General features: G+C 61.8%; 17 protein-coding genes. All 17 read right to left on the reverse strand.

Going from position 1 to position 17,833, the window contains the following annotated elements; all coding sequences use genetic code 11:
- Positions 1-13: 13 nt before the first annotated feature.
- On the reverse strand, positions 14-1,636 hold the full coding sequence (locus NZ585_00710; protein MCS7078559.1) for a VWA domain-containing protein: 1,623 nt from the start codon (positions 1,634-1,636) through the stop codon (positions 14-16).
- Positions 1,633-2,262: a YkgJ family cysteine cluster protein gene (locus NZ585_00715; protein MCS7078560.1), complete on the reverse strand. Its 630-nt coding sequence runs from the start codon at positions 2,260-2,262 to the stop codon at positions 1,633-1,635. The genes NZ585_00710 and NZ585_00715 overlap by 4 nt, the downstream gene beginning before the upstream one ends.
- 33 nt (positions 2,263-2,295) lie before the next feature.
- Positions 2,296-3,192, reverse strand: coding sequence for a phosphoribosylaminoimidazolesuccinocarboxamide synthase (locus NZ585_00720; protein ID MCS7078561.1), 897 nt, complete (start codon positions 3,190-3,192; stop codon positions 2,296-2,298).
- Positions 3,189-3,914, reverse strand: a complete 726-nt coding sequence (pgsA, locus tag NZ585_00725; GenBank protein ID MCS7078562.1) for a CDP-diacylglycerol--glycerol-3-phosphate 3-phosphatidyltransferase — start codon at positions 3,912-3,914, stop codon at positions 3,189-3,191. Before pgsA ends, NZ585_00720 begins: the two co-directional genes overlap by 4 nt.
- 129 nt (positions 3,915-4,043) lie before the next feature.
- Complete coding sequence (locus NZ585_00730) at positions 4,044-5,162, reverse strand: MlaD family protein (protein ID MCS7078563.1); 1,119 nt, start codon at positions 5,160-5,162, stop codon at positions 4,044-4,046.
- 16 nt (positions 5,163-5,178) lie between these two features.
- A complete protein-coding gene (locus NZ585_00735) occupies positions 5,179-5,985 on the reverse strand; it encodes an ATP-binding cassette domain-containing protein (GenBank protein MCS7078564.1) in 807 nt (268 codons plus the stop codon).
- A gap of 34 nt (positions 5,986-6,019) precedes the next feature.
- Positions 6,020-6,784 carry an ABC transporter permease gene (locus tag NZ585_00740; GenBank protein MCS7078565.1) on the reverse strand — a complete coding sequence of 255 codons (765 nt, stop codon included), beginning with the start codon at positions 6,782-6,784 and terminating at the stop codon, positions 6,020-6,022.
- Positions 6,785-7,127: 343 nt separating this feature from the next.
- Entirely contained in the window at positions 7,128-7,556 is a 429-nt protein-coding gene (locus NZ585_00745) for a DoxX family protein (GenBank protein ID MCS7078566.1), read from the reverse strand.
- Between the two features lie 86 nt (positions 7,557-7,642).
- On the reverse strand, positions 7,643-8,713 hold the full coding sequence (locus NZ585_00750) for an SMP-30/gluconolactonase/LRE family protein (protein MCS7078567.1): 1,071 nt from the start codon (positions 8,711-8,713) through the stop codon (positions 7,643-7,645).
- Positions 8,714-8,829: 116 nt separating this feature from the next.
- The gene (locus NZ585_00755) at positions 8,830-9,096 is read right to left on the reverse strand and encodes a hypothetical protein (GenBank protein MCS7078568.1); all 267 of its coding nucleotides are present in this window, start codon (positions 9,094-9,096) and stop codon (positions 8,830-8,832) included.
- Between the two features lie 4 nt (positions 9,097-9,100).
- Positions 9,101-9,337, reverse strand: a complete 237-nt coding sequence (locus tag NZ585_00760; protein MCS7078569.1) for a DUF5522 domain-containing protein — start codon at positions 9,335-9,337, stop codon at positions 9,101-9,103.
- Between the two features lie 34 nt (positions 9,338-9,371).
- Positions 9,372-10,613, reverse strand: a complete 1,242-nt coding sequence (locus NZ585_00765; protein ID MCS7078570.1) for a glycosyltransferase — start codon at positions 10,611-10,613, stop codon at positions 9,372-9,374.
- Positions 10,610-11,743 (reverse strand): glycerate kinase, encoded by a 1,134-nt coding sequence (locus NZ585_00770; GenBank protein ID MCS7078571.1) that lies wholly within the window; start codon positions 11,741-11,743, stop codon positions 10,610-10,612. Before NZ585_00770 ends, NZ585_00765 begins: the two co-directional genes overlap by 4 nt.
- 19 nt (positions 11,744-11,762) lie before the next feature.
- A complete protein-coding gene (locus NZ585_00775) occupies positions 11,763-13,595 on the reverse strand; it encodes an ATP-binding protein (GenBank protein MCS7078572.1) in 1,833 nt (610 codons plus the stop codon).
- A 133-nt stretch (positions 13,596-13,728) separates the two neighbouring features.
- Positions 13,729-14,901: a 3-dehydroquinate synthase gene (gene aroB / locus NZ585_00780; GenBank protein ID MCS7078573.1), complete on the reverse strand. Its 1,173-nt coding sequence runs from the start codon at positions 14,899-14,901 to the stop codon at positions 13,729-13,731.
- Entirely contained in the window at positions 14,898-15,770 is an 873-nt protein-coding gene (locus tag NZ585_00785; protein MCS7078574.1) for a hypothetical protein, read from the reverse strand. The genes aroB and NZ585_00785 overlap by 4 nt, the downstream gene beginning before the upstream one ends.
- 11 nt (positions 15,771-15,781) lie before the next feature.
- Positions 15,782-17,833 carry a S9 family peptidase gene (locus NZ585_00790; GenBank protein ID MCS7078575.1) on the reverse strand — a complete coding sequence of 684 codons (2,052 nt, stop codon included), beginning with the start codon at positions 17,831-17,833 and terminating at the stop codon, positions 15,782-15,784.

The following is a 17,833-nucleotide window of genomic DNA, read 5'->3' on the forward strand; positions in this document are numbered from 1 at the left end:
CCAAATGGCTGCCTTACTTCGGCATCACGTAGCCTCGGCGCGTCCGCACCACCGCTCCCTCACGCCGTACCTTGACCTGAATCCGCCGAAACCGGCCGTCCCGACGGGCGTCCTTCGGGTAGTAGCCAAAGCTGTAAACCGCGCGCAATTCAGCGGCCACAGCGGTGTAGCAACTCTCTAAGTCCTCTACCGTTGCCGCATAAAACATGCGCCCGCCGGTCAAGGTCGCCAACTCGCGCAACTGATTGCGCGCTATGGCGTAGCCGATGCGCGCACGTGGGCCGTACCGTTCGACGACCTCAGCTTCCGTATCAAGGTAAATCGGCAACAGCATTGCGTCGCACTCCTGCGCTAACGCCCGCAGCTCTTCGTAGGTCGTCACCGAACCGTATTCGGGGCCGCCCGGCGGCAGCACATTGTCCATCCCGTCCGTCACGATGACCACCGCGTTGCGCTCGCCGCGTACGTCGCGCAGGACGGATTTGATCGTTCCCGCCAGCGCGTCGTAGAAGTTCGTTCCGCCTTCGGGACGGCGGATATCATCAATCCGCTCCCGCAGCTTGCGCCGGTCGTTCGTCAGCGGGCAGATCAAACGCGCTGTGTCGGAAAACGTCACCACCGCCATCCGGTCTTCCGGGCGCAGCGCCCCTAAAAACCCCAGTGCGGCCCGACGAATTACCGCCAGCTTTTCCCGCGTACTGCCGCTTAGGTCAAGCAACAGAACGAGGTTGAACGGTGTTTCCAGGGCGCCAAAGTAACTCACGTCCTGTGGCTCACCGTCTTCCAACACCACAAAATCCGTCGGTTGAAGGCCGCGAATGGGTACGCCGTTTGGCGTCGTAATCACCGCGTTGAGCATGACCAACGTAGCTTCCAGCACGACATCGCCGCCGTCGCTCGCGCTGAACGGTTCCTCTGCACCTGCGGCTGCGCTCACAACCGCCGGACGCTGCAATGCCGGGCGTTCCCGACGGTCGGCGTTGGGCGGAAGCGGCTTCGCCACAATGTCGCCCCGATCCGCCTGCGCAACCAGAATCGCCCCACCACGCCCCATTTGCCCATGGAGCATTCGGTTGTCCGGCGTACCAAACTGCTTCAGCGGCAATTCCGTGCGGACGGCACCGTGGACGCTTGTCCAAGTCACATCGGCGTCGCCATCTAGCGGCAGATACAACTCAATGTCGCTCCGGTACGCCGTGGCGATGAGTCCCGCCGGCAGCCCTTCCACGCGCACCTTGCCGACTTCGCTGAACAACCGCAGGTAGGTGTTTTCCGGTACGAGTACGTCCAAATCCACGCCCGTCACGGTCTCCGGCGGGTCGGTCGTGATGTTGAGCTGATTGGGCAGTTCTTCGAGGATGACTTCCTCAGCGCGGACCGGCGGCCCTGGCGCAGCGTGGCGTGCCGCCGTGATGGTGACATCGGGGCGGGCGACGATGCGCACGCGGATGTCACCGCGCGGATTCCAGATGCGAATGGTGCTTTTCGGCGGTAGTAGCGTTCGGGTGTCATCGAAGTACCGCTTCACCGGCATGCGCGGCTCAAACGACGGCGACGGCTGCTGTGCGTGGCCGCCGATGCCGCCAAGCCACCACCAAGCAGTCAAGCAGACAAGGAGATGCAGCGTGTCTCTCATGCCCGGTAAGAATCGTCCGTCGCAACCAAGATAACCTCTGCGATAGAGCGTCGGCGGCCTTCAGCGTCGAAGGCGAGGTTCGCAGCGGCTAGCCGCATGTTGACAAGCGTCATGTCAAACACGTCTCGGTGGGTGATGGCCGCCTCATCTTTTTCGTCGGCAAAGTTGAGCGGACAGACCTCGACGAAGCCGTTCTCGTCGTCATCGTTGAGATACAGCAGTGGGAAGCCGTGCGTGCGGCACAGCACCGGCCGCGCCGCATAAACGGCGCAGGCGCCGTCCAACAGCGCCGGACAGGGAACGCTCTGCTCTGGCTCCGGCGGAAAGGTCGTCGGCCGAGGCGGCGCGTCCCGAAACAGGGCGGCCTCACGCTGTTGCGTCGCCTGCGCCTGTCGCCGCAAACGGGCTTTGGTCGGAGCGTCAAGCGCGGCGACAGCCTCTCGCAGACGTTCGGCTTCAATCGGCGACACCGTCAAGTGCTGTTGGCAGCAGCCCGTACAGCCCAGCCGACAGGTAATCGCCGTCGGGAATCGCGCCCGTAGCACAGCGGCAAAACGCTCAATATCAGCAATCAGTTGGTCGTATGCAGCGCGGGCGGCTTCTGGTGTGGGCGATGGGACGGACATAGCGTGGCGACCTTTTCCAGCTATAGCTCTTGCCTATAGGCCCGTTAGTCGGCGATAGGCTTCCCAGTAGCGCCTGCGCGTCGCCTCGACAATCCCCTCCGGAAGCGCCGGTGCCGGTGGGCGCTTGTCCCAATCGAGCGTTTCCAAGTAATCACGGACAAACTGTTTGTCAAATGACGCCGGACTTCGTCCCGGCGCATACTGGGCGGCGTCCCAGTACCGGGATGAATCAGGCGTGAGCGCTTCGTCAATCCACAGCAGCCGTCCGTCGGCGTCCAGCCCAAACTCGAATTTTGTGTCGCAGAGGATCAGCCCCCGGCTCAGGGCGTACTCCGCCGCCTCTGTATAAAGCGTCAGCGTCAAATCCCGCAGCCGTTCGGCGAGGTCGCGCCCAATTTGGTCGGCCATCTGGTCGAGCGAAATGTTCTCATCATGGCCGGTTTCCGCCTTCGTGGCGGGCGTAAACAGCGGTTCGGGCAGCCGGTCGGCCTCGCGCAAGCCCGACGGCAAGGTCAGGCCGCAGACTTGACCCGTTTGTTGGTAGTCCCTCCACCCGGAGCCGGCCAGATAGCCCCGCGCTACACACTCAATTGGCAACGGTGTGGTCTTGCGCACCAGCATGGTTCGTCCTTCTAGTCGGTCGGCATAAGGCCGTACGGCGGCCGGGAAATCGGCTGGGTCGCAGGAGAGCACATGGTGCGGCGTAAGGTGTCCCAGCCGGTTGAACCAAAAGGCGGAAAGCGCCGTCAGAAGGCGTCCCTTGTCGGGAATTGGCGTCGGCAAAACGCAATCGAAGGCGGAAATCCTGTCGGTAGCGACCATCAGCAGCGCGTCGCCGAGGTCGTACATTTCGCGCACCTTGCCCGACCGAAAACGCGGCAGCGGCAGGAAGTCGGTGTGGGCGAGCGGCGGCGCGGCGGGCGGCGTCATGGCGCCTCCGGCAAGTTTGGGGTTGTTTTGCGCGCCCGAACCTTGGTGAACAGCGGCCGCCGCCAGCGAAGGCGGGGGCGGACGCGCCAGCGTTCACGTAGCAGTGTGCGCGGCGGCGCTTCGATCCGATCACGGACTGCGACGTAGAAATCCTTGAAGTAGTTCCACATAGACCACAGGGCGGAAACCACCACCATCCACATCACGAAGCGTCCGGTCCCGTAAGCGATGATGCGCAACGCCTCGATGCTGAACGTTCCCTGCCAGAGCGCCGCCAGCGCCTGCTGAACGGCCGCCATGGAAGAGGTACCGACCGGGAGCGGCGGCCGGCCTTCGTGACTGCCGAGCATTAGGCAGGTGATGGCGACGACCTGCGACAACATCTTGAACTTGGCCATTTTGGAGGCGGCGATAGCGACGCCCTGCTGGGCGGCGATGCTCCGTAGGCCAGAGACAGCGAACTCGCGTCCAATGATGATGACCACAGCCCAACCGGGGGCTAGCTTGTTTTCGACCAATGAAATCAACGCCGCCGAAATCAGCAGTTTGTCGGCAATCGGGTCAAGCAGCGTCCCCAGCGTCGTCACCTGTCCGCGTCGCCGGGCAAGGTAGCCGTCAAGCAAATCGGTTACCGATGCGCCCAGAAACAGCGCTACAGCCAGCAACTGACGCGGTAGGCCGAAAACGGATTCCGAGACGCTCGTCATCAACACGACAACCATGACAGGGACAACGAAAATCCGGGAAACCGTCAGTGTGTTCGGCAAGTTCACGGCGGCGGCAAGGGCTAAAGCGACGTTGTGGACAGGCGGCGCAGAGTGACGCGCACCAGGGGGCGCATCACCAAGACGTTAGAAGAGTTTCAGGCGAATGGTCAGGTACTTTTTCGGGTCCTGCCGGAAGTCCATCAGCAACTGGTTGGCCTGAGCAGAAGTCGCAGTCAGGTTATCGTAAAGTTGCGGATCACGTAAGAGCTTTCCGGCTGAGCCTTCCCCGCGTTCTAGCCCGGCCAGCAGGTGGTTGAGACTGGTTAGGGTTTGCTCCACCTCGCGGTACAGCTTGTCGTCGCGCAGCAGGCGACCAACGGTGCCTTCGCCGCGTTCAAGGCGCGTCATTGCCTCTTCCAGCTTTGCCGAAGTGCGGTCAAGCCGTTCGAGGACGGCGACGATTTCTGTATAGGCGCGGTCATCCGTCGCCAGCTTGCCGAGTGTGCCACGCCCATCGCCGATGTCAGCGACGAGCTTTTCCACCCGGCGCACGGCAGCGTCCAAGTCATCGTACAACTGTGGGTCGTTGATGAGCTTGGAAGCGGTGCCCTGTCCGCTGCGGATGTCCTGCACCAATCGGGCGGCTTCAGCCGTAGTGCGCTCAAGGTTGTTGTATAGGTCGGCGTCCGATACCAACCGGCCGACCGTCCCCTCGCCGCGATTGATTTTGTCGGCGATTTGCTTGAGCGAATCGGACAGCGTTGTGAAGTTGGCCAGAATGTCATCCGCGCCGGAAATAATCTGACGAATAGTCGTTTCCGATGCGCCGCCGATGAGGTCCCCGTCCTTGACCGGCGCAGCGTTCAACGTTCCGGGCGTAATGTCCACCACCTTGTCGCCCAGCAGCCCGACCGATCCCAGAATGACCTTAGAATCTTGGCGAACACGCTCACCGGCGGGACGCCCATCAATGATGGGATCCAGAGCTAGTTCCAACTCGACGTTTTGCGTCGTGTCTTTGCTCTCCGGTACAGACAGCAAGAGCACGCGCTGCACCTTACCGACCTTGACGCCGGCCAGCCGCACTTCAGCTCCCGGACGCAGGCCGTCCACATTCGCTAGACGGGTGCGGACAATGAGTTCGCGCCGGAAGGGATTGAGATCGCCGCTGATGGTCAAAATTGTGGCGATAAGGATGATAATCGCCATCAGCGTCATCAATCCAACGCGCAAATCAAGGATGGAGGGCTTTTTCTTCGCCATGGCCGTTTTTCTGCGCTCAATCCAGTTCGAGAAACGTCCGAATGTATGGGTCGGTTGAGTTCCAGAAGGTTTCTGCGTCGCCTTCTAGAATGATTTTTCCCTGACGCAGCATCATAAACGTCGTCGCCGATTCCGTGTGACCGCGCGGGTTTTTCACAATGACGACCTCGCCGTTGTCGCCGATGGTGGCGTGGTGGTCGGCCAGCACGATGGCGTCCTGAATTCGGTGCGTGACAAACAACGAACTGACGCCTTCCAAGTCACGCAGTTTGATGGCTAGTTCACAGATGGTACGCGCCGTCGGCGGATCGAGTCCGGCGGTCGGTTCATCGTAGAGGATGATTTTCGGGTTTCCCACCAGCGCCCGCGCGATACCGACGCGACGGCGCATGCCACCCGATAGCTCGGCCGGCATTTTGTTGATGGCGTCCTCCAGATTGACGAACCGCAGCATGCGGCGCACGGTTTCTTCAATTTCCGCTTCATCCGCCCCGCGTTCAAAGAGACGGTAGCCAACGTTCTCATAGACGGAAAGGCTGTCAAACAGTGCGCCTTCCTGAAACACCATGCCGATTTTTTGCCGCATGGCGGTAAGCTGCAATTCATTGAAGTCGGTAATATCTTCGTTGTCCACGAAAATGCGACCGCTGTCCGGCTTGAGCAAGCCCAACACGAGCTTGAGGACGGTGGATTTCCCCGTTCCCGAACCGCCCATCAGGATTTTGGTTTCGCCCGGATACACGCCGAAGCTCACGCCGTCGAGGACTTTTTGTGTCCCGAACGCCAGATGGACATCCCGAAACTCAATGGCGTATCCGCCCATCGTCACCTCGGGAAAGCGGAGGCCGAGCCGCCGCTTACGCCGTGCCGCTCAACGTCAAAATCAGTCGGGTAAGAAAGAAATCCGACACTAGGATCAACACGATAGATACGACGACCGAGGTGGTGGTGGATTGTCCGACGCCGACCGTCCCGCCACTGGTGCGCAGCCCGCAGCGGCAGCCCACTACTGCCACAATCAAACCGAATACGCCCGTTTTGAGGAATGTTCCCCAAAGGTCGTCATAGTTGAGGGCTTCGCGCGCCGACGCGAGATACACCGACGATGGAATCTGCAAAAATGTGATCGCCACCACTAAGCCACCGATAACGCCAATGACGTTGGCGAAGATCGTCAGCACCGGCGCCATGGTCAGCAACGCGATCAGGCGCGGACGCACCAACTTCCGAAACGGGTCGGTGCCCAACGCACGCATGGCGTCAATTTGCTCGCTGACGCACATCGCCCCCAGTTCGGCGGCGATGCCGGAGCCGGAACGGCCGGCTAAGAGGATACAGGTCAAAACGGGACCAAGTTCACGGAGCAGGGAGGTCGCCACGAGCCGTCCAGTGTAGTTTTGCGCGCCGAACGACCGGAGTGTGCCGGCGGTTTGAAGCGCCAGCACCGCGCCGATGAAGAAGCCAGCTAGCAAGACGATGGGGAGCGTCCCAAAGCCGATAGTGTCCATCTGAGCGACGGTTTCCCGCCAGTACAACGGACGCCGAAACGGATGGCGGACAGCTCGCCAGACAAGCAGGGTGCTTTCCTGAAGCTCGTCCAGTAGAAGATAGAAAAGGTTCACACGCGGCGGAACAGCCTTGAAAAATCGTCAGCCGGCGACGGGCTTCGCATGGAGACACCACCGACGGCGGCACTTTTACGGAGTATGACCAAGAGGTGTCAAGCCTTGAGGCCCTTGGGCGGCTTGGCATGGCTGCGGCCGATGCTAATGCAGTTTCTCAGGGCGGCGGTCGCCAAAGGACCGCCGATAATGCGCGCTTTTGGAATAATGCGCGCTTTGGTAAGACCGGACAACGTCGCTTACATAACGGCGTATGCGCAAGCCGGGCTACCAAAAGGCGTTGAAACTGGCTTAGCAAACGTCCCCGCCCACGCGCCGCTTCGCCTTTACCGGGCGGCGATACTCAGCGCACGTCCTGTATGCGGCCGAAGAGCCAAGCGTCCAGTGAAAGCGCACCGCCTCCCGAAGCAAGGAGTGATAGCGCCCCCACCATCAAAACTAGCGGATACTCCTGCTTGTTGAAGCCGTCGTTGGCATGCGCGACAAACGCTGCAACGCCCATTGTAAACGCAACGAAGACGGCCGCCCACCGCGTCATCAGGCCCAACAGCAGCGCAATGCCCCCTAAGAATTCCGCCGCAATCGCCGCCCACCCAAAGACCGTCGGCAGCGGAAAACCAATCTTTTCAACGAAACCGATGAAGCGCCCCGGATCGCCAAAAAGCTTTTGTGAACCGTGAATGACCATCGCGCCACCGACGGCCAACCGAATCAACAGCGGGCCGCCCGCCGCGAGACGATCCAGCCAGCCTAGTAAAAGCAGCTTTTTCATCGTGTTTTCAATGATGCTCCAGCAAGGTCGGCGGCTTGTACTACTCAACGGCCGCCGGAGTGTGGACGCCAAAAGAAGCCCTGTCACTAATCGAGCGGCAGGACGCCAATTCCCCTGTCTTCAAGGCTGCCAAGGTAGAGTTTGCCGTTGTGCTCGACGACGTTGGTGACAGGCGCGAAGGCCGTTGGAGATGGATCCTGAAAGTTCTTGACGACTTCGCCCCGCTCATTGATCCCAATCACAAATCCGTAGTGATCTGGCTTCGGTTGGAAAATGCGCGGCAAACGCAGAACCACCTTCCGCCAGAAAGGTTGCGGAAGCAGCTTGTCCAGCGTGGCGTTTCGGCGCGCAAAAAGCGCCACCCAAAACACGCCGTTGCTTCCAGCGGAAACCCCGTCGGGAAATCCGGGAAGGTTGTCAATCAACGTCTCGACCTGTCCACGTCGCTCACCAGCCAGCCAGTACCGCAGGATGCGATACTTCGCCGTCTCAGCCAGCACCAGTGATTGCTGATCAGGGCTGAGCGCGACGCCGTTGGGAAAGTACAGGTTCTCCAGCACGACGCGCGTGGTCTTTGTCGCTGGATCGTAGGCCAGCAAACGACCATTCGGCCGATGTTCGAGGAAATCCAGCCGATACTCCGGCTGGGCGAACTTCCACGAAGCGTCGGTGAAATAAATCGTTCCGTCGGCGGCGATGTCGAGATCGTCAGTAAACTTGAAGGGCTTGCCGCCAGCTTCCGTGCTGAGCACCGTCACCGTCCCATCCGGCGCAACTTCCAACAAACCGCGCATGCAATCGGCGACAAGCAAATAGCCGCGCCGATCAAACTTGAGACCGAGCGGCCGCCCGCCCGTAGCGGCAAAACGCTCCGGCGCACCACCACCAGCTGGAAGCCGGTAAATGTTCCCATCCTTCGCCCCAGCGTAGATGCGCCCATCGGCGGCGACCGCCACATCTTCGGAACCTACAATCGTTTCCGCGCCCAACCGTGCAACTTGAGCCAATGCCCTGTTGACGGCGTAAATGCCTTCCAGCGTCGGCGCTGGCGGCGGCGTCCAAGCGGCGGCGTCAATTTTGACCGGATAAAACAACAAGTAGAGGACGCCGAGCGTCACGATGACGACAAAAGCGATAACAAGATGCCAGAGCTTCACGGCGAATTTTTTCCTTATCATACGCCGGCGGGTGAGATTCGGCGACGCGCTGACTAACACCGACCGGCGCTGTTTGGTAAGGTGCGGCGCATTCCCGGACAGGGCAAGGGGAGACTTCAGCAAGCAGCGGCGCGTCCATCGGACGCCGCACCGACGACGTACTTGTTCTCAAAATGGAAGAATTTTTCAAGCTTTCTGGCATCAATGCCACCATCCGACCACACAGCCGTCCCCTCCCGCCGTTGCGTCTTCACGCCAACGCCGTTACGCCTCTTACAGGCGACGCGCCAGTCCGGTTCATCACAAGTAGTGACGCCGCCGTGACCATTTGGGATGAACCGGCCGGTCGGCTCAACGGAAATGGCCGGCCAAGAGGGCAGCAAGCAATTACGTCTTAGGTACATCCGCACAGGGCTTTCTGAAACCACTCGCAACCATCTGTGCGGCTACGGGTTGATCGGAAGCGAACGCCACGCTGACCAGTTGTTCAGACGGGGCCCGAAAACGGTACGGGCAGTGCCGACAGCCATGGCCGCAGCAATAGCCGCGCTGCAGCAGATACTCGGCCGTAAACACGTAACGCCCCGCTTCAATGTAGTAGTCCCGACCTTCGACCAGCGCCATCCCCAACCAACCAAAACGGCTGTGCCAAGGCCTGTCACTTGTGGTTTGTGGGGACGCCCGACGATGTTCGCCCAAGGATTTCCGTACGCTGCGCCGAAACCAGCCGATACGCCACGCCGCGCCAGACGACGACGCGGCGAAAAAGCGACGCCGCCGTATTGGCAGCATACAGCATGGCTGTCGGAAGATGGAGCAAACAAAACAGTAGTCGCCGTCGCCGGTCGCCGATGTGGTGTGCGCCTAAGACGGCCTTGACGGCCGTCAGGGCGTAGGCGTCATCCAGCGCGCCCAGTAGCACAAGCAGCGCACAACCCAGATGAGCGGTGGAAAGCCGTCCGGCAAGTCCGTCGCCGAGGCTCTCAAGGAAGACGCCGGCGACGACGACCGTGAGAAAGCCGTACCACAGGAGGGCGATGCGCCACATCGTCGGGTGATAAACGCGCGTGATGATAATCTGGCGCATGGTGAACTCCCACAAGTCGCGCCAGCCGACCCGATCTGGGGAAGCGACAAGGCACGTTGGGACAAACACCATCCGCCGCCGTTGCTCACGCAAAACGGCGCTCAGCGTGTAGTCGTCACTGAGCGTCCCACGCCACCGTTCGGCTAGGCGCAGTTGCTCAAACGTCGTCCGCCGCAGCGCCATCGAACCGCCCCAGACGAAGCTTGCGCCGGCGGGATTGAGATTGGTTAGAATGACCGTATTCCAGTTCGCCCGCCACAGACTCGGCAAGTCAGCGTCGGCGAGTGAGTACCACCGCATGCCGCTCGTCGCGCCAACCTGTTCGTCGCCCAACGGCGCCACCAACTCCCGCAGCCAATCCCGCGCCACCTCAATATCGGAGTCCAGAAAGGCGAACACTTCACTCTCCGGCCGCGCGGCGCGGACGCCCGCCAGCAGGTTGTGAACTTTTTGACCGCTGTCGGTCGCCAGGCCGGCGACAACGACACGCAACCGGTCGGGGTGGCGCTGCGCAAAGGAGGTCAGGCGCGGCCACGCGGCGTCGGCTTCACTTTCAACCACAAAGACAATCTCATAGCGCGGAAAATCCAATGTCGCCAGCGTCGGCAGGCTGCGCCGAAGCCCCTCGTCGTCCCCTTTGCAGGGCAGAATGACCGTCACAAACGGGGCGTACGGTTTAGGATGAGCGCGCGCCGCGACAAAACGCCGGACGTAGTGGAGCAGCCGTCGCCCCTCCCACAGACGCAACAGCGCGCGTCCCAACAATGGCAGAAGTAGGAGATCAAACCAGTGGACAGCCGCCACATCGGTCATATCGCGCCAAAACCGTTGTGCGCCAAGGCGTCGGCCACACAGGCCGCCAAAACGCGCCTGACTTGTTGCGGCGAGTGCGGCGGCAGTTCATAGACGGCGGCAAAACCGGCCGTCCGCCAGTCGGTTTCGGCCAGCAGGATGCGCCCAGCAAAGGCCAACACCGGCACGTTGCGCGCGCGTCCCAGCGCCGCCAGATGGCTGGTGGTTTTTCCGGCGAGCGATTGGCGGTCAAGTTGACCTTCCCCGGTCAGGATGACCGTCGCCTGCGCCAGCGCCGCCTGAAAAAGCGGTAGGCCGGTCAACAGTTGCGCGCCTGAAACCAACTCGGCCCCAAGCCAAGCCGCAAGCGCGAACCCAGCGCCGCCCGCCGCTCCAGCGCCGGGTAGGTCACGCGCCGGACGGCCGAAGGTTGCTTCAAGCAGGTCGGCCCAGTGACGCAGGTTGGCTTCAAGCTGCGGCAGTTCGTCGGGCGTCGCCCCTTTCTGGAGACCGAACGTGTACGCCGCGCCGTCCGGCCCAAGCAGCGGATTGCGCACGTCGCACGCGCAAATGACTCGTCCCCCGCGCGCCTGAAAAGCTTCCAGCGCCGGATGTAACGCCGACCAGTCCAGACGCGCCGCCTGGCCTAGCCCAAGGTTGCCGGATGCGACCGGTTCACCCTGCCGATTCAAAAGCCGGACGCCAAATGCTTCTAGGATGCCGGCCCCGCCGTCCAGCGTCGCTGTATCCCCAAGCCCAATGACGATCTTGTGAATGTGTGGCCGCGTCATGACGGCGCGCAGAAGTTCGCCAGTTCCGTAACTGGAAAGATGCGCCGGTCGGCGCGCGGCTTCGGGAACAAGATGAACCCCTGAAGCCATCGCCATTTCCGCGTACGCTACGCCGTCCGGCGTTTCACCAAAGACGCCTGCCCTGGGCGGTCCGACCGGCGGCCGCACCTTGACTTGCCGCCGCCGAAGTCCGGGGTGAAGCGCTTTGAGGGCGTCCAGAAAGCCACGGCCGCCATCGCTCATCGGGAAGCTCAGCAGGTCAGCCGCTGGGTGGGCGCGTCGGACGCCAAGCGTCATCGCCTGCGCGGTGCGGACGGACGACAACGTTCCCTTGAAGCCATTCGGCGCGACCAGCCACATCGAACCAGCCCGGGCTCCTTCAAGCGCTCTGTTCTGTCATGGCTTGCTTGACGGCGTGGAGCAGCTCGTTTTCGCTGAACGGCTTGGCAAGAAATACACACTGCTTGGGCAGGCCCAGCATCCGCTCACGAGCGCCAAAGGAGCCGCTTATGACAATACAACGGCAGCCCGGATATTCCTTGAGTGCATCCTCCACGACCCGCTGTCCGCCGCCTTCCGGCAGAATGTCATCGGTGACAAGTAAGTGAATCGGCTTGCCCTGTTGCGCGACGATATACCGAAGCGCCTCCTCCGCTGTTTGCGCCGCGAGGACGATAAAACCGGCGTCGGTCAGCCATTCGCAGATCAGCTCCAGCAAATCCTCTTCGTCTTCCACCACCAACGCCGTCAGTCCGCTGTAATGTCCACTCGGTCGCCAAGCATGGCGCGGTCTGGGTGACAGGCTTGGGTCGGCTTCGGCCATCGGCAAAAACAGAAAGAATGTCGTCCCAACGCCCAGCGCCGATTCCACCTCAATAAAACCGCCGCACTCCGTGATGCAGCCGTAGGTCATGGAAAGTCCCAGTCCCGTTCCTTTGCCGCTCGGCTTCGTCGTAAAGAAAGGCTCAAAGAGGCGCTGGCGCGTCTCCTGACTCATGCCGATGCCTGTGTCGGCGACCGTAATCAGCGCGTAGTCGCCTGGTTCAGGTGGGAGCGCACAGGCGCGGATGCGCCCGGACGGCGATTGTATTTGTTCCGCCGTCAGATTGACCCGGCTGGTTGCTACAGTCAACGTCCCGCCTTCCGGCATGGCATCACGCGCATTGACCACCAAGTTGAGCAGCGCCTGTGAAAGTTGTCCGGCGTCCACCGAAGCGTAGAGCGGTTCAGGATGCAGATGCTTCGTGAACTTCACCCGCGCCGACAGAATGCGTTCGGCGAGCAGCGCCGTCTCCATGACAATCGGGTTGATGTCTTGCACCAGTGCAACGGCGTCACTTTTCCGGCTGAAGATCATCAACTGCCGCACGAGTTCAGCTCCGCGCTTGGCGGCAGTCAGGATCGCCGCCCGTTGTTTGGCCAGCCGCGCATCGAGTTGACTGGACCGCGCGCCGATCATTTCGGCGTAGCCTTGAATGACCGACAGGATGTTGTTGAAGTTGTGGGCGACGCCCGAAGTGAGTTGCCCAATGGCTTCGAGGCGCTGCATACGGCGAAATTGCTCTTCCCGTTGCTGCCGACCGAGCGTTTCTTCGGCCACCGCCAAACAGAACACATCAGCCCCAAGCCGAAAGCGGGCGATGGCAAGGTGAATGGCGATGGGCGCGGCGTTTTTGGTTTGATGTCGCCAAAGGGTGGGCTGCGTGAACTGGTGCGGCGATGTTTGCTCGCAGGGTTTTTCGGTCAGGTAGTCGCGCCACGCTTCCCGCATATCGGCGGTCGCAAGTTGGACGACATCCAATCCGGGCCATTCATCGGCGGCGTAGCCGTACAGTTGCAGCGCCGCTTCGTTGGCGTACCTTGTCTTGAGGGTGTACGGGTCGAAGAGCCAGACAGGCAGCGGGAATTGGTCAACAATCGCGCGCCACGTATCGGCCACGACGGCTTCTTCGGCCGACCGAAACCACTCGCTCAACAGCGCCGCCGGAAGGTCGCCGGCGCGCGCTAACGTCTCCGGCGTGAGGTTGCCCGCCTCCAGCAACGCCGCCAGAGCTTGATGGTGCAGAGCGATCAGTTGGGTCGCGCTCTGAAGCTTGGCGTCAGTGAGCAGCTTTTTTAGGGTAGCGACAGCCGCCGGGAGGTCAATCCGCCTGCTCACGTAGCTTTTGAGCGCGTCGGTATAAGTTGAACGCGACTGTTCTGGGAAGGGCATGAGTCAAAATAACAACACTCAGCAACAAAGGTGGTAAGGAATTCGTACCACGTGTGATGTTCTCTGAATAGTTGGGCTTGAAGGCCTTCCGTGCCTCTTTCTGTGCCTTTGTCAGCGGTGGCCGCACGAAACATCACCAACGAGCGGCGGCGGCGCCCCGACGCGAGAAGCCGTCCAGCACGGCGGCGACGGCCTCCGCCACAACGTCTTCCGCCTCAATCGTTTGTTCTTCGGCGAAGCCGATGCGCGACGGCAGAATGAAGCGCAACCGACCACGCGCCACCTTCTTATCCAGCCGCATCGCCGCCATGAGGTCTGCAACGGCGATTCCGTCCGTGCCGGGCATGTGGCCGATCCGTCGCACCAATCGTTCCACACGCGCCGCTTCCGCTGCGGAGAGCCGCCCCAACCGGACGGCGATGCGGCAGGCGGCGACCATGCCGACGCCGACCGCCTCACCGTGGCGAAAACGCCGATACCCCGTGACGGCTTCCAGCGCATGCCCAACCGTATGCCCAAAGTTTAGGACCTTGCGTTCACCGGCCTCGCGCTCATCGCGGGCGACAATCTCCGCCTTGATCCGACAGCAATCGGCGACGACTTCCGCCAGCCAGTCCCACGGCAACCGGCGGCGCGGCGACAGCGGCAAACGCGCCTCAAGACGCGCAAACAGGTCGGCGTCACGGATGACGCCGTATTTGACGGCTTCGTGCCAACCGGCGTTCCACTCGCGGCGCGGCAGCGTCGTCAGCGTCTCCAGCTCGGCGACGACCAACGCCGGCTGGTGAAACGCGCCGATGAGGTTTTTGCCGGCGCGATGATTGACGCCGGTTTTGCCGCCGACCGAGCTGTCAATCATCGCCAGCAGCGTGGTGGGCAACTGGATGTAAGCCAGTCCGCGCAGATAGGTCGCGGCGGCAAAACCGGTCAGGTCGCCGACGACGCCGCCTCCCAGCGCCGCCAGCAGGTCGCGCCGCTCCAGTCGGTGCGCCACACAGGCGTCCCAAATGCGCGCCGCCGTCCGCAGCGTTTTGTAGCGTTCCCCAGCAGGAACGACGCACAAGTGGCCGCGCCAGCCGGCCGCTGCAACGCCGGAGAGGACGGCGGCGGCGTAGCGTTCGGCCACCTGCGGATTGGTCACAATGAGAACCGAGCGCGGGTCGTCGCCAAAGGCGCGCCGGAGCAGGTCGCCCAACGCGCGATACAAACCTGCGCCGATATGTACATCGTAGCGCCCGCCGGCGTATGTCACCGGCACGGTGCGGGAGGTGTCCGCCGGGGCGCAGTGGGGTTCGCCGTCCATCATGGGGCGCCGCTAGGTTTTTTCTTCATTTGCTGGATGACCAGATTACGTACTTGGACGGGAACGGCCGGGTCGTTGCTGAGTTCCTTGAGCTGCGCCGGCGTTAGCGTGCCGACCAGCGTTACAGCGCGGCCTAGCGGCAGCATGCGATTGCGCAGAAGCGCCATCTTGACATAGTTGCGGTTGGCCCACCGGGCAGTGTCGGCGATGAGGATAACAACGTGCTGGTGGGTCGCCTTCCACACAGCCGTCGAGACGATACTTTCCGTCAGGAAGGGATTGTTGAGCGCGGCGCGGACGACCTCACTGTTGGCGTCGTTGAGCAACTGTGGCAGCAAACGCCCGCCATTGCTACGCCGCGCCAGTGTGATTTTCTGACCTAGGGGAAGGCTCTGATACTGCTGCAAAATCGCGTTTTCCGCCGCCGTCTTGATTTCTATCGGCAGCGCCGGCGTGATCAGCACTGTAACCAGATCAAACAGAAACAGGTTTGGTACAAGGCGTAGCCCAGCTGAAGCCGGAAGCTTTGGATTGAGCACCAATAAACGCCGCAGCCGGTGGCTTTCCTGCACCCGCCGGTCGCCAGCCATCCGCCGCAAAATCTCGTGCGAGACATCCCGCCGCCGGGCGATAATGGTCAACTCCTCTTCGCCGGTCGCCTCGTTGTCGAGCAGGGCGTTGAGCACCTCGTCCGTGGCGTCGAAGGCCAAGTGGAGGCGCTCCTCCAGCGTTCCGCTCCGGGCGCGCTGGATGCGCCGAAGCAAATCCAGCTTAGCGAGCAGTGCCTGCTTGGCGGCCGTTTCCGCCTCGCTGATCTCCGGTGGCACTGCCTCTAATGCGGCGTCATGTTCCTCTTCACGCTCTTCGGTCATCGCGTTCCTCACTACGGGGCGTCAGGTTTGAGATAGGCGGCGAACCACTCGTGAACGGTTTTGTACCAGAGTTCGCTGTTCTGTGGCTTCAAAATCCAGTGGCCCTCGTCTGGGAAGTACAGCAGCCGCGACGGAACGCCGCGCCGCTGCAACGTCGTAAACAGTTGCAGCCCTTCGCCGACGGGTACGCGGTAGTCCAGTTCACCGTGAATAACCAGCGTCGGCGTGGTGAAGTTTTTGGCGAAGCGATGCGGCGACCATTTTTCGTACAGTTCGGGATGATCCCACGGATTGCCCTTAAACTCCCACTCAGTAAACCACAGTTCTTCGGTCGCACCATACATGCTGACGAGGTTATAGACGCCGGCGTGCGAGACGAACGCCTTGAATCGGTTGTCCGTGTTGTGACCGAGCATCCAGTTGACCATATAACCGCCATAGCTGCCGCCCGCCGCACCGATGCGGTCAGCGTCCACAAAGCCCATGCCGACGACGTGCTCAACGCCCCGGAGCAGGTCGTCATAGACCTTGCCGCCCCAGTCGCCGCTGATTTCGTCGGTAAACCGCTGACCGTAACCCGTCGAGCCGCGTGGGTTGACCATAAGGACGACGTAGCCCGGGGCGGCGAACAGCTGCGCATTCCAGCGGAAGCTCCAGCCGTTCGACCACGCACCCTGCGGCCCACCGTGAATGAGCAAAATCATCGGGTACTTTTTACCTTCGACAAACTGGGGTGGCTTGACGATAAAGGCATGAACGCGCGCGTTGTCCGCGCCGGTGAACCACGTCTCCTCGACCTTGCCGAAGCAAATCTCAGAGAGAAAGGTGTCATTGACGCGCGTCAGCTGCTTTGGCTCACCGCCGGCGGTCGCCACGGCGAAGACTTCATTTGGGCGCATCAGCGTGGACTGTGTGAAGTAAAGCGTCTTGCCATCCGGCGCAACTGAGAGGTTGCCGTTCTGTCCCTGCGCCACCAGCGGGCGGGCGTCGTCGCCGTCCAGCGTCAGGGTGAAGATGGGGACCTGTCCGCGATGGTCGCCGGTGAGAAAAAGCTTGCGGCCGTCCGGGGACCAGACGAGTTCATCAAAGGAGATATCCACCTTCTCGCTCAGACGGCGTAGCTTGCCGGTAGCGCGTTCGTAAAGGATGACCTGCTTTTTGTCCGACTCAAACCCAGCCCGATCCTGCGACAGCCACGCAATGTAGCGGCCGTCCGGCGAGTAGCGCGGGTGAGTGTCCGAACCAGGGCTTGTGGAAATGCGCCGGACTTCACCGCCCGCAAGCGACACGATGAAGATGTCATTGTTGGTGCTCAGGGCTTCTTCGCGGTCGGTGTTGCGCGCGAAGGCGAGTTCCGCGCCGTCCGGCGAAACGTCATAGTCGCGTCCACCGAGACTGAACGGCGGCGCGTCATAGTCGCCCGGCGTCAGATCGCGAGCCGGCCCACCCTCGACGGGAACGACGAAAATATGCGTCCGGCGACCTTCTTTGAAGCGATCCCAGTGCCGATACAGCAACCGGTCGGCGATCTTGGCTTTGACCGGGCTGGCCTCGGCGGCGGCGTACTTGCGCCGGTTGCAGTCTTCGTCCGGGCATTCGGGGTACACTTCGGCAACAAAGACCAGCCGCCGCCCGTCAGCCGCCCAGAGGACGCCTGAAACGCTGGTGTAGAAGTCTGTAATCTTGCGCGGCTCGCCGCCGTCGAGGCCAATCACCCAGATTTGCGCTTTGCCGTCGCGGTTGGAAACAAACGCGACGCGCTTGCTATCGGGCGACCAGCACGGGTCGGTCGCCGAGTGCTTCCCGGATGTCAGTTGGCGGGCCTCACCGCCGCCGGTCGGTAGAACCCAAATGTCGTACTGGACGCGGTTGGCGGCCTTGTCTGTTACGCCTTGGACGTAGGCGATGTGGCGGCCGTCAGGCGACACGACGGCGGCGATGATGCGCCGAAACTTCATCTGATCATCGAACGTCATTGGGCGCAGCGCGGCAAGGGCGGCGCTTGACATAAGAAACGCCCAGAGCAAGCAGAAGACAAAGCAGTGCGGCTTGAGATGTGGCAT

The sequence above is a fragment of the Chloracidobacterium sp. genome (genome assembly GCA_025057975.1).
In the GTDB taxonomy this organism is placed as follows: domain Bacteria; phylum Acidobacteriota; class Blastocatellia; order Chloracidobacteriales; family Chloracidobacteriaceae; genus Chloracidobacterium.

Excerpts from the sequence above, each read along its gene's own strand:
- NZ585_00765 (MCS7078570.1), bottom strand. The coding sequence starts at position 10,613 with ATGACCGATGTGGCGGCTGTCCACTGGTTTGATCTCCTACTTCTGCCA.
- NZ585_00745 (MCS7078566.1), bottom strand. The coding sequence starts at position 7,556 with ATGAAAAAGCTGCTTTTACTAGGCTGGCTGGATCGTCTCGCGGCGGGC.
- NZ585_00760 (MCS7078569.1), bottom strand. The coding sequence starts at position 9,337 with ATGGCGCTGGTCGAAGGTCGGGACTACTACATTGAAGCGGGGCGTTAC.
- NZ585_00785 (MCS7078574.1), bottom strand. The coding sequence starts at position 15,770 with ATGACCGAAGAGCGTGAAGAGGAACATGACGCCGCATTAGAGGCAGTG.
- aroB (MCS7078573.1), bottom strand. The coding sequence starts at position 14,901 with ATGATGGACGGCGAACCCCACTGCGCCCCGGCGGACACCTCCCGCACC.
- NZ585_00775 (MCS7078572.1), bottom strand. The coding sequence starts at position 13,595 with ATGCCCTTCCCAGAACAGTCGCGTTCAACTTATACCGACGCGCTCAAA.
- NZ585_00735 (MCS7078564.1), bottom strand. The coding sequence starts at position 5,985 with ATGGGCGGATACGCCATTGAGTTTCGGGATGTCCATCTGGCGTTCGGG.
- NZ585_00770 (MCS7078571.1), bottom strand. The coding sequence starts at position 11,743 with ATGTGGCTGGTCGCGCCGAATGGCTTCAAGGGAACGTTGTCGTCCGTC.
- NZ585_00730 (MCS7078563.1), bottom strand. The coding sequence starts at position 5,162 with ATGGCGAAGAAAAAGCCCTCCATCCTTGATTTGCGCGTTGGATTGATG.
- NZ585_00715 (MCS7078560.1), bottom strand. The coding sequence starts at position 2,262 with ATGTCCGTCCCATCGCCCACACCAGAAGCCGCCCGCGCTGCATACGAC.
- NZ585_00720 (MCS7078561.1), bottom strand. The coding sequence starts at position 3,192 with ATGACGCCGCCCGCCGCGCCGCCGCTCGCCCACACCGACTTCCTGCCG.
- NZ585_00790 (MCS7078575.1), bottom strand. The coding sequence starts at position 17,833 with ATGCCACATCTCAAGCCGCACTGCTTTGTCTTCTGCTTGCTCTGGGCG.
- NZ585_00710 (MCS7078559.1), bottom strand. The coding sequence starts at position 1,636 with ATGAGAGACACGCTGCATCTCCTTGTCTGCTTGACTGCTTGGTGGTGG.
- pgsA (MCS7078562.1), bottom strand. The coding sequence starts at position 3,914 with ATGGTTGTCGTGTTGATGACGAGCGTCTCGGAATCCGTTTTCGGCCTA.